The organism is Flavitalea flava, from assembly GCF_054461575.1.
On record NZ_JBTLQH010000006.1, the window covers coordinates 138314 to 150693 of the forward strand.

A 12380-nucleotide genomic window follows, 5' to 3' on the forward strand; every position below is an offset into this window, starting at 1 on the left:
TACATAATGTATCCGATTGCCCGGCTAAAATAGTCACAGAATTGGTATAAATCAATAATAATCACCTTGTTTTAGCATATTTTCAATAATTTAGCCGTTATACACCTAATCTCTCATCATGCAGAAGGAAAAAGCCTCTTTTCATGAAAAAGTCATGTATTTAATTGCCGTTTCCATGATGGTATACGTGTATATAAAAATTTTGTTTTTGTGACCTCCTTTCTATGAGAAACATAGTAAGCTTCAAAAAAAAGATAAGCAGACGGGTCCTGGAGTTTTGTGAGCAGACCTTCCTTCAAAAAAAACTCAATAATTGGCTTGGTTACCTGTTCCTGCTTGCGGTGGGTCTTTTGTTCGGGTACCTGACCGCCATCGATCTTTTGGCGGGAATGGGTTTATTCGGTGGGATCCTGGGGCTGTTCGTGGTTATTATCTGTCTGTCGGATGCACAGGCGGGGCTCTATATCATTGCTGCCTATTCATTTTTTGCTTTTTTTATAAACCGTCTTCTTTTTAAAGGTCAGATGCCGGTGGGTATTCTTTTCGACGGGATGGCGATAGCCACCTTTCTCGGGGTGTTTATGCGCAGGATCGAATACAAGGAAAATGCGGCCAAGTTCATGAAAAGCCGCCTGGTCATCTTTATCCTTTTCACCTTATGTTACAATGCCATCGAGTTCTTTAACCCCAATTCCATGTCGAAGGAAACCGATATCCTCGCCATCCGGAAATTCCTGGGATACATCGCCATTTTTTTTACTGCCTATACGGTCTTTGACAGTTATGAAAAGACAAGAAAATATATCTTCTACCTGTTCATCCTTTGTACCCTGACCGCTTTATACGGCTGCCTCCAGCAGGTCCATGGATATTTTCCTTTTGAACTCGATCTCATTCTGGCAGACCAGCATGGACTGGCGCTGATCTTCGTCAATGGGGAGTTCCGGAAATTCTCCACCATGTCCGATCCTTCTTCTTTTGGGATCTTAATGGCTGTATGCGCCGTATTTTACCTGATCATCGCTATCAATGAAAAAAGACCGCGCACCAAATGGCTGATGATCTGCGGATGCGTGATCATGATCCTGGCGATGGGCTATTCGGGGACCCGGACAGCTTATGCAACTGCGGTAGGAGGGCTGGGTTTTTTTATCATTCTCAATTTCGATAAAAAATCCACCCGTGTATTCGGATTGGTCATGGGATTGGTCATGGTAGCCTTGTTATACGGGCCTTTCGAAGGAAATAAAACGATTGCCCGGTTCCGGACGACATTTTCAGGAGATAAAGATGAATCTTATAAAGTAAGGGTATTAAGCAGAGCCTTTATTCAACCTTATATTCTCAGTCATCCGATCGGAGGTGGCCTGGGTACGACAGGAGCTACAGGCTATAATACGCAACCCGGACATTACCTGGCCAATTTTCAGCCGGACAGCAGTTATGTCATGCGGGCGGCGGAAACCGGATGGATAGGGCTGTTGATCGTCTGTATCCTGTATAGTGTTACGCTGATCACGGCGATAAAAGCATTTTTCAGTGCGAAGGATCCAAAAATCAAGGTGCTCTATATGGGCATCGCCACCAGTTTTTTTTCCTTTTATATAGCAGAATTCGCACAGGTAGCTATCGGAGGGATCACGGATGTGTTGGTCTATTATCCAATGGTCGCTATCATCTTAAAGCTAAAATATTATGATCATGATGCAGAGAAAGTACTCCCTGCTTAATATTCCCCTGGCCCTCGCCTTGCTTGCGACCTTCCTTTCCGTCTTCCTGATAGAAAGAGGGATCCTGCAGGCAACAGGAGGGGTATTCATGTATCCCCTCGACGATCCGTTCATACATATGCAGATCGCCAGGAACCTGGCTCTTAATCAAACCTGGGGGATCAACCCCGGCGAATTTGCTTCGGCTTCTTCCTCCCTGTTCTATACGGTCCTGCTCTCGGTCCTGTTTAAATTATTTTCCGTCCAGGTGCTGATCCCGTTCCTGATCAATTGTCTGGCAGGGATCCTGTTGTTGGCTTCCCTGGACAAATGGCTGGACAAACAGGGGATGGGTCAGACCGCCCGGGCGGTTGTCCTTTTACTGCTGGTATTGCTGACGCCTCTTCCGGTACTTATCATCAGCGGGATGGAACATGTATTACAATGCCTGTTCATTTTTTTGTTCCTGACGGGCTTTTCGGCCTGGCTGGAAGCTGACGTAAAGGGCGGAAAAACTGGAAAATTTCCCCTGTCCCTGTTTGGTTACGCCCTGTTGGTAACTGCAGTGCGTTATGAGGGATTGTTCCTCATCGCCTTTGCTTGTCTTCTCCTGGCCTGCTACCGGAAATGGGCACTTGCTTTTACACTGGGAGGGATAGCTATACTACCTGTGATTCTTTTCGGGCTCTGGTCCATCGCGCATGGCAGTTATTTCCTGCCGAATTCGGTGCTCGTAAAATCGGAAGGAATTCCCTTTTCGTTCACGGGGATCATCGGCTATTTCAATAATATCCTGATCAATAAATTAACGGTCGTAAAGACCCAGTTCCGGGCGGTGGGAACTCCTCCGCCCGGCATTAGCCTGCTCGCTGCCCAAAGGCTGCTGCTCCTTATTCCGCTGGGTTATCTTTTGTTCCGCGACCAGATCCGCAAAAAACCTGCTTATTCGTATATGCTGATCCTGCTGGGTGGTTGTACGGTATTGCATCTTTCTTTGGCGGCAACAGGATGGTTCTATCGTTATGAGGCCTACCTGGTCCTTTGCACCTTTGTTATCCTGTTCGTACTGCTCTATAATTTTACCCGGTCTTTTACCTGGTCGGGGGGGAGAAGAAGAGAAAACGATCCGGAGACCGGTCATCGGAGCGGATTGCCGGACGAAAGAGAAAGATCTCTTCCCGCCTGTTTGTTCACCGTCCTGTTGTTCTTCGCCCTGTTCTTTCCGTTCCTGCTGCGGAGTGCTGCTGCTTTTACCAACGCCCGCCAGGCCTGTGTCAACATTTATCAACAGCAATACCAGATGGGGCAATTCCTGAAAAAATATTATGACACCGCTACCGTTGCAGCCAATGATATCGGTGCCATCTCTTATTATTCACGTATCCGGACGGTTGATCTTTGGGGATTGGGAAGTATGGAAATAGCCAAAAGTAAAAAGGGCAAATACTGGACGCCCTCTTTCCTGGACAGCCTGGTCAGAAGGGACCAGGTGAAACTGGCGATCATATATGACGAGTGGTTCGATCCGGAACTGATCCACCGCTGGAAAAAAGTGGCTACCTGGCAAATTCACGATAATGTGATCACCGGGGGAGAAACGGTTTCCTTTTATGTGATCGATCCGAAAGACGGGCCGGAACTTAAGGCGAAACTGGAAGACTTTGAGAAAAGCTTACCTTCCGGAATCGGGGTAATGTATTTATAAAGATGTGGTGTATTTAAAAGGGTTAGTGTATTTATAAAACCAGAGCCGATGAATGATAAAATCAGGGTGTTGGAGGTGATCCAGCAGGGAGAGATCGGAGGCGGAGAAAGTCATTTGCTGACCTTGATCAGTAAAATGGACAGGAACCGTTTCGAACCCATCGTCATAGCCCTGTCTGATGGAGAAATGATCACGCGTCTGACGGCCTCGGGCGTAAAAAACTATGTCGTAAATACCCGGCTTCCTTTTAATGTAACCGTATGGAAAGATATGCGGAAAATTTTGAAGGAAGAAAAAATAGATATCATCCATACCCATGGGGCAAGGGCCCTGTCCAATATTATCTATCCCGCCAATAAACTTTCCATTCCCGTAGTGCATACGGTGCACGGCTGGTCTTTTCACGATCATCTGCCGTCCTGGAAAAGGAAACTGCGGATCCTGGGAGAAAAATTCTTAACAGCAAAGGCAGGAATAAATATTGCCGTATCTGAATCCAATAAGCGGATAGGACTCCAACAGTTCGGTTCCTTCCATTGCGAAGTGATCAATAACGGCGTGGATCTGTCGGTCTATGAAAAAAAGGGAACGGGCTCAGATCCCATGTCCGGTCTGAGGGAATCCATTCGCAGGGAATTCGGAATAAAAGAAGATGCTGTCCTTATCAGTTTTGTAGCCCGTTTCATCCATGATAAAAATCCGATCGCCCTGATAAAGGCGTTCGGAAAAACCCAAAAAGACTTTCCGGATAGTTACCTGGTATTGGTTGGGGATGGTCCTGCCCGCGAAGAAGCCCGTGCGCTGGTAAAAGAAATGGGGATGGAGGATAAGATCCTGCTTCCGGGATTCAGAAGGGACGTACCGGCCATTCTCGCCGCTTCGGATATTTTTTGTCTGCCCTCGATCAAAGAAGGTCTTCCGGTAAGTCTGATCGAGGCAATGGCGGTGAACAATGCCGTGATTGCTACGGATGTACAAGGTTGTATCGATGTGGTGACCGATGGAAAGGATGGCTTGCTGGTGTCGTTGAACGGATTGGAAGAGGAATTGGAAAAAGGGATCCGGCAATTGCTGAATGATCCCGCAAAAAGGGAACGGCTCGCCTTGCAGGGCCGCCGTACGGTAGAAGAAAGATTCGATGCAACCGGCATGGCGCGGAAAATCGAAGATCTTTACCGGAGATTATTGAAACGAGGGTGATAATTAATTAAGATTTATTAAATGCGCTTATGATATTGGTCCACATTTTTTTCCTGCTACTGTTCGTTTACCTGCTGTCTACGATGGCCTATTTATTCGGGTTGGCAGCTGCCGGGCGGTTTGGAAAACTGAAAAAATATACGGCTTATCCGGAGAAGGCAAAGATTGCCGTTATCATTCCCTCTTATAAGGAAGATAATATTATCCTGGATACGGCCAGACAGGCCCTGAACCAGGTTTATCCATCCGGTCATTACAGCGTGACGGTCATTGCCGATAAACTCCGGCCGGAGACGGTGGCTCAATTGAAAGCTATCCCGGTGAATGTGGTGGAAGTCGTTTTTGAAAAAAGCATGAAAGCAAAATCCCTGCATGCGGCATTTAACCAATTGCCCTCTGGTTATTATGATCTGGCGATGATCCTGGATGCCGATAATGTCATGTCCCCGGATGCCCTCGAGAAGGTCAATCATGCCTGGCGCAGCGGTTGGAAAGTAATTCAATGCCATCGTACCGCCAAAAACAAAAACACGCCTGTAGCGATCCTGGATGCGTTAAGCGAAGAGATCAATAATACCATTTTCCGGAAAGGGCAGCGGGTATGCGGTCTTTCCTGCGCATTGATCGGTTCCGGAATGGCTTTCGATTATGACCTGTTGAAAGGGATCTTTGCTTTGCCGCAGATCCAGGATAATCCCGGAGAGGACAGGGAAGTGGATATCCAATTGGTAAAAAACGGGATCGTAGTGGAATATGTTGAGGATGCCTATATCTTTGATGAGAAGGTACAGCGTAAGGAAGTATTCGAGAAACAACGTACCCGCTGGCTGGCTACCCAGGTCGACCATCTGAAACGTTTTCTGAGCAGTGATATGCGCGGTCATTTTACCGAAAAGTTCTATCTGCATAAAGTTTTTCAATGTTTGTTCCTGCCCCGCCTTCTCCTGATGCTTCTTTTTGGTCTGCTGCTGGTGGTCTGTGGTCTGGACATCCTGCTGCACACAAATATCCTGGCCCCATCCTGGCCCTGGTGGACGGGAGTGGTGGGTTTGTACTTCCTCACACTGGCCCTTGCCATCCCCCCGGTATTTTATAACCTGGGAACGCTGAAGGCCCTCTTAAAAATCCCGGTCCTGATGTTGTCCATGATGAAAGCGCTGTTGGGGATCAAAAAAAACAAAACAGGGTTTCTTCATACGCCAAAAGAATTTTCCAATCAGGAGATTACAACAGGTAAAGGATAACTACACGTAAAGAGCATAACACATAAAGAGCATAACAAGTAAAGAGTACAAGTAAAGAATATAAAAAGTAAAAGAATCAAAACCAACACTAACATGCCTGAAGCAAAGAACAAACAAAACAATTTCCTTCCGCTGATCATCATTGGCGTCCTCTTTTTTTTATTCGGTTTTATTACCTGGGCTAACAGCACCCTGATCCCTTATCTGAAGATTGCTTGTCAGCTAACGAATTCGGAAGCCGTATTGGTCACTTTTGCTTTTTATATTTCCTATGCGGTTATGGCCTTCCCCTGTTCCTGGGTTTTGGGCAAAACCGGTTTTAAAAATGGAATGATGCTGGGTTTGCTGACCATGGCCCTTGGGGCTCTGATCTTTATCCCTGCAGCCGGGTCACGGACATTTTCCCTGTTCCTGCTGGGGTTGTTTGTCATCGGTACAGGTCTTGCCCTGTTACAAACAGCTTCCAATCCTTATATTACTATTCTTGGCCCGATCGAAAGCGCCGCCAAACGAATAAGTATCATGGGCATTTGTAATAAGACGGCAGGCGCCCTGGCCCCTCTTATCCTGGGAGCGATCATGCTTAAGGATTCGGATCTGCTCCAGGCGAAACTGGCAACGATGGATCTTGCATCGAAAGAGGCGGAATTGAATTTGCTGGCCTCGAAAGTGGTGATGCCCTATGTGATCATTACGGTCGTCTTAGTCTTGCTGGGTATTGGTATTTATTTTTCCAAATTACCGGAAATCAAGGCGGAAGGAGAAGATGAATCTGTTGCAGGATCTTCCGTAACCAACAGGCCCAGCGTATTTAATTATCCTTATCTGTGGCTGGGTTTTGTGACTCTTTTCTTATATGTAGGAGTTGAAGTCATGGCTGGTGATATCATACAATTATATGGCAATGCCATCGGCATACGGCTGGATGAAGCCAAACATTTTACCACCTATACGATGATCAGCATGCTGGTAGGTTATGTGATCGGTATTGCCACGATCCCCAAGATCATATCCCAGACTACTGCGTTAAAAGCTTCGGCTATTCTTGGTATATTGTTTACCATGGCAGCCATCTTTACTTCCGGTTTTACATCTGTTCTGTTTATCGCCTTGCTTGGTCTGGCTAATGCGCTGGTCTGGCCGGCTATATGGCCCCTCGCTATCGAAGGATTAGGAAAATACACAAAATTCGGAGCTGCCTTACTGGTGGTAGGTATTGCCGGCGGCGCCGTACTTCCAAAAATATGGGCCTCCCTGGGCAGTTATCTGCATCTCGAAAAGGCCTATTCGGAAGCGCGTGCATACCAGACAGCCTTCTGGATCATGATCCCCTGTTATTTGTTTATCCTGTATTTCGCCATCAGTGGAAATAAGATCGGAAAGAACCAAACGGCAGGAGTTCTTCAGACAGCCTGATAAAAACTTAGTTTTTTGCGGCCGGCGGAAAAAAACGGTCCTTAAGACGGATAAAGGGCGCCTCATAAAACCGGTAGCTGACCCGTGAAACCAGGTAGACCAGGAAGACGTAAGGAATAAAAAGCAGGGCTTTGTATGGCAGGGTCTGCGGTCTGAAAAAATCGTAGAACAGATAGATCCAGATCAGCCAATGAAACAGGTACATCCCATAGGAAACTTTTCCTATACTGACCATCCATTTATTTTCGAGGATCTTCCGGGTGACAGGGAACTTATGCGTACTGTAGGCGCTAACCAGGGCCAATATCAGGGATGCAAACACCAGGTTCAGACAGGTATATTGCCAGATATGCTGGTATTGGCTGGTGAAATAATGATAATATCCCAGATCCAGTAAATAAGGGAGAGGGGAGGGGCTTAGCAGGTAACCTGCCAGACCGGCCCCCAGTGCGAGGATTACCATGGCTCCAAAAAGGGTCCAGGGTTTTTTTACCCGTTTGTCGAGGGAAAGGACAGGAATGATTCCCCCCATGCAAAAAGCGTCCAACTGGCAGAGGGTATTAAAATTTACCCCATCCGCTATCGTGAGAGAAGGCAGTCCTTTACTCTTATAATATTCCCCCACCAAAAAACGCAGGAAGGGAGAAATAAATAATATGGCCCATAACAAGAATTTTATAAGGGGTTTTGGACTTAATAAGATGATCACCGGAAAAAGTAAATAAAACTGTTCTTCGATGGATAAGGACCATAAATGATTGAACAGGGGGTTACCAATACTATGTAATAATAAAAGGGGGAAGTTCGCCGTATAGGTAACTGCGAAAGGGAAGAACTTCATAAAATACGGTGGGAAATGTAATAAAAGATAGCTGACCCCGAAAATCAGCAAATAGGCATAATATAAGGGAAATATGCGCAGGGAACGTCTTACCCAGAATTTTTTAAACTTAAAACCCAGGGACCCTTCTTTGGTTTTTTCCTTCCAAAGAATCCCGGTGATCAGGAAACCGGACAACACAAAAAATAGCTGTACGCCGATCCATCCGAAGTCCAGTATCCCGGCATGGAAGGTCATAACCAGGATTATGGCAATGGCCCGAACACCATCCAAACTTCGAATATAAGATGCATTGCCTTCCATACGTTGATCAGGGTAGTTTTTGATCAGGGTAATGATTAAGAGATTAATGATTAAGAGAACAGGGATATTGTTTGAGGAAACCGGATAAACCGTCTATCTGGAGTTTCGGCCAGGATGGAGAACTTCTTCCAGCGGTACACCGATGATCCTTTCCAGTTCCAGTTTGATCAGGTCCTGCTGCAATTTGAGGTTCATATTTTTGGCCATTTCATCATTACGGACCTTTTGTGCGCTGATGTATACGTCCACGCTTATAGAGCCTTTCTTGAAGGCCGATTCTGCCTGGGCTGAATTAGCCAGCACGTCATTGATCATTTCGCTCTGCATTTCCAGCACAGCCGTGGCATTCTTATATTGTTTGTATTTCGATAATATGTCGGCCCTGATCTTACGGAACTGGATTTCCTGTTGTTCCTTACCATAAGCCACGGATTCACGTGCCTGTTTGACCAGGGTGCTCTGGGAGAAAATGATCCCGAGCGGAATAGTAATGCCAAAAAAGAATTTTGGATAGACTACAGCCGTCTGGCCATTTATAGGCGCAGCCTGTTTGGCAAAGGTCTGATCATTGTAATTACCGGAGATCGTAAGGAGGTTCAGCCAGGTTCCTTTGGCCTTTTTCAGATCCAGCTCACTGATCTTGTTCTGGTGATTGCTTGCCCTTACATCGGGTCCGGCCAGGGCCAGTTCCACCAGGCGGTTCTCGATGGCGGTATCCGGTACTTCCGTATATGTTTTCATAAAGGCCTGCTCCGAATTGGCATTCGTTTTGACAGCCGCTGCCGGCACCGGGGCAGAAGCCTGGGGCTGGGCTACAGGCGGATTGGCCGTCTTGGGCTTTCCTCCGGTGGTTTGGGCCGAAGCCATTTGGAACTGAAAAGATAATAAGGTTGAAAAAGTAAGGGTTACCAGGGTTAAATGTCGATTCATGTTATATTGTTATATGACGTTTACATTTTCCAGGTCAATCATATTCAATACCGATCCGCAGAACTTCCCGTTCAGCTCTTTAAAAAAGGCGATCGATTCCTTGTCGATCTGTTTGACGATATGGTTGGCTGAAAATATAGCCACCACGCCATCCACGTAACGAACCAATTCTTTGCTATCGGAAAAGTCGTTCAAGGGCGGCCCTTCCAAAAAGATATAATCGAACTCCGAGGCCAGCAGGTCAAGATGTTTTAATAAATTCTCACGCGGCAGGATTTCTGAAGGTGTATAATCACCCCCTTCGGAACCAATGACAAAAACACTGCCTACTCCGATATCCTTGTAAAAGAACTTGATCTTGTCGACGAAGGATTTGCCGTTATCCGTGGTGATCTTTTCCAGGACAGGGTCTGCATTCAGCTGTACGGTAAGGTCATTATTACAGAAATTCGTATCGATGATCAATATCCGCTTTTTACTGAGACTCATGCTGTAGGAAAGCGCCTGGATAAGGGTTGTCTTACCCTGCCCTTTTTTGGTACTGGTAAAAAGAAAGATCTTTTTGCCGGTGGTCTCGATCTCATAACGGAGTTTGCGGATGGATTCCCGGAAAACATTGTTCCGTTTGTGTTCTTCCTGGTCCTTCTCATTCGGAGGACCGGTAATGATATCCTTTAATTTGTGATTCTTCAGGTTCATGAAATTAACCATGCTGATCAATTTCAGATTCACCGTTTTTGAAAAGATCGTCGGTGTCTTTATCGAGGAATCCAGATAAGTCAGCAGAACAATGATCAGGATAGCTGACAGGAAAGTGACAACCCCGGCCATGCCTACGATGACCTTTCTTTTGGAGGGCTCGGGCTCTATGGCCGGCTGAGCAATCTGTAACTGCCGGAAATTATTGGCGGCAGAGGAACCCATATCGAGGGCATTGTTATACTTCTGTTTGGCATCGAAATAATCTTTTTCCGTCAGTTTCATTTCTTCCATGAGCGTTTCGATATTGGCGCCCTTGGAAGAGGTGGAGGAAACATTGGCCTTTAAGGCGTTGATCTTGGATTCCAACGCTTTTGCCTTCTCTGCGCTGGCCTCGATATCTATCTGGACATCGTTCTTTTTTTCCAACAGTTCATTTTTGTTGTTGGGAACGCTCTCGATAGCCGGATTGGATTTGGAATATTTGGCTTCGTATTCAGACTTCAGTTGATTGTATTTACTCAACAGCGCTTTATCTGCATTGCTTTTCAGATAATCTACGTAGGCGGCGTTCATGGCATTGCGGGCCAGAATCAGTTCCTCATTGTTGTTGGAATTGCCGGGATCGGGTGATTTTATATCTACACCGAGGTTGCCCAGTTTCTGGTTGATCTTGCGCAGCGTATAATAGTCATCCGTTTGTTTGTTCTTTTCGTCATTCAGCGCTTTTTCGAACTCCGCGATCAGATCCAGTTTACTGGCGTTCTCGGTGGTAGCGTTTACGCTGCCTTCGCCACGCAAAAGTTTATTCTTTTCTTCCCAGTCCTGTTTCTTCTTTTCCATGATACTTTGGAGGGTATCGATGGACTCCTGCGACTTGGAACTTCTTATACTCCGGTAATAACGGATAAATTGTTTGTAAAGATTGTTGACGATAAAAGCCGATAACTCGGGGTTTTCGGTGGTACAGTCAATCTGTATATAATCCGTCCGTGGTACCTGGTAGATCTGGAAATAATTGATCAGGCTTTTGAAACCATAACTGTACATATTCAGGAATTCCAGCAGGTCCTTTTCTTCCGGTTTGTAGGAGGTGAGCACGCTCATGGTCTCCAGCTTATCCGTAAAGACTTTCCGGGCCTGATCGGAATTGATACTTTTATAAAAGGGAGACTGTTTGATAGCGGGATTTACCCGGCGGAACGGCGTCTGGCTGTTCATATCGTGCAGGATCAGCTCATAGGACAAAAGGCTGATCACCGAAGGCGAAGTCCAGGTATTGATAGCGTTATTAAAACGGACCTCCGCATCGAACATATTAAAATTAGTCTCATTTACTTTAATTTCATCAGGAACGGCAAAGCCAGTGGAAATACGTGCAGAAGAACGATAACTTTTAGCCTCATTCCTGGTTAAAAACCAGGCGATTATGGCTGCAAGTATTGCAGATCCAATGATGATCCATTTCCTTTTTAGGATAACCCGAAAGAGGTAGACAAGGTCCATTTACTTGATTTTCGCAAATTTAGTCTTAAAAATTGCACGAAGTTAACACTTAAAAACGGTTCGGAAAAGGGTGGCCCTTCTTCCCGGCCATTAAATAGTGAAAAACCCGAATATAGCTGATAATTAACGAAAAAGGAGGGTAATTATTACCTAAACCGGAGGAAGCCGGTTCGTGAGCTCAGCCCAAAGCTTCCCCAACAGGCCGGGAATAAAAAATTAGGTAAAAAATGAGTATGTTTGAAGCCTATGAACAGGCGCAAGGCGATCATCCGTATATCACTTTCGGGAGCAGGTATCCTTGCTGCGGCGGGAGGGTATAAATGGTTTTCCATCCGGAGAGCTCCTGACCTGGCTTATGCCACGGAGCAAAAATCGCTGATCGGGGCCCTGGCGGAGACTATCCTGCCGGTTACGGACAGCCCCGGCGCCACAGATGCCGACGTAAGCTCCTTTATCCTGAAAATGATAAAGGACTGCCTGGAAAGAAAGGAGCAGCATACCTTCATCAATGGTTTAAAGGACATCCAGGGTCATTGCACCCATAAATACGGCAAAGCTTATCCACAATGCGATGCAGGGCAGCAGGAAGCAGCACTGGCCTATTTTGAAGAAAAGGGCAAGCCTTACGGTGGAATTGCGGGGAAAGTACAGGGCCGGGTTATGGGCAGATCCTTCTTTACGCTCTTAAAAACTTATACCGTAGAAGGATATTGTACCTCTCAGCCCGGAGCTACCCGGGGTCTGGCCTACCTTTATATTCCCGGCAGTTTCCATGGATGCATCCCGATGCAACCCGGACAAAAAGCCTGGGCGACCAGTTAATCATA

9 protein-coding genes are annotated in these 12380 nt (G+C 46.2%); 6 read left to right on the plus strand and 3 right to left on the minus strand.

Annotated elements, in window-relative coordinates; translation table 11 throughout:
- Positions 1 to 224 precede the first annotated feature (224 nt).
- From ACX0G9_RS08470 to ACX0G9_RS08490, 5 genes are all read left to right on the plus strand, one after another.
- Positions 225 to 1730 carry an O-antigen ligase family protein gene (locus ACX0G9_RS08470; RefSeq protein WP_459064450.1) on the plus strand — a complete coding sequence of 502 codons (1506 nt, stop codon included), beginning with the start codon at positions 225 to 227 and terminating at the stop codon, positions 1728 to 1730.
- Entirely contained in the window at positions 1702 to 3414 is a 1713-nt protein-coding gene (locus tag ACX0G9_RS08475) for a hypothetical protein (protein WP_459064451.1), read from the plus strand. Before ACX0G9_RS08470 ends, ACX0G9_RS08475 begins: the two co-directional genes overlap by 29 nt.
- Positions 3415 to 3462: 48 nt before the next feature.
- Positions 3463 to 4614: a glycosyltransferase gene (locus tag ACX0G9_RS08480; RefSeq protein WP_459064452.1), complete on the plus strand. Its 1152-nt coding sequence runs from the start codon at positions 3463 to 3465 to the stop codon at positions 4612 to 4614.
- A gap of 29 nt (positions 4615 to 4643) precedes the next feature.
- Positions 4644 to 5858: a glycosyltransferase family 2 protein gene (locus ACX0G9_RS08485; protein WP_459064453.1), complete on the plus strand. Its 1215-nt coding sequence runs from the start codon at positions 4644 to 4646 to the stop codon at positions 5856 to 5858.
- Between the two features lie 93 nt (positions 5859 to 5951).
- Entirely contained in the window at positions 5952 to 7274 is a 1323-nt protein-coding gene (locus ACX0G9_RS08490) for a sugar MFS transporter (protein WP_459064454.1), read from the plus strand.
- 7 nt (positions 7275 to 7281) lie between these two features.
- Here ACX0G9_RS08490 and ACX0G9_RS08495 read toward each other — a convergent pair whose 3' ends face one another.
- The 3 genes from ACX0G9_RS08495 to ACX0G9_RS08505 form a co-directional block, all read right to left on the minus strand.
- Positions 7282 to 8418 (minus strand): acyltransferase family protein, encoded by a 1137-nt coding sequence (locus ACX0G9_RS08495; protein WP_459064455.1) that lies wholly within the window; start codon positions 8416 to 8418, stop codon positions 7282 to 7284.
- 93 nt (positions 8419 to 8511) lie between these two features.
- Positions 8512 to 9348 (minus strand): TolC family protein, encoded by an 837-nt coding sequence (locus ACX0G9_RS08500; protein ID WP_459064456.1) that lies wholly within the window; start codon positions 9346 to 9348, stop codon positions 8512 to 8514.
- 9 nt (positions 9349 to 9357) lie between these two features.
- Complete coding sequence (locus ACX0G9_RS08505; protein ID WP_459064457.1) at positions 9358 to 11553, minus strand: GumC family protein; 2196 nt, start codon at positions 11551 to 11553, stop codon at positions 9358 to 9360.
- A gap of 246 nt (positions 11554 to 11799) precedes the next feature.
- Between ACX0G9_RS08505 and ACX0G9_RS08510 the strand changes: the two genes are divergently transcribed.
- Positions 11800 to 12375, plus strand: coding sequence for a gluconate 2-dehydrogenase subunit 3 family protein (locus tag ACX0G9_RS08510; protein ID WP_459064506.1), 576 nt, complete (start codon positions 11800 to 11802; stop codon positions 12373 to 12375).
- Positions 12376 to 12380: the final 5 nt, after the last annotated feature.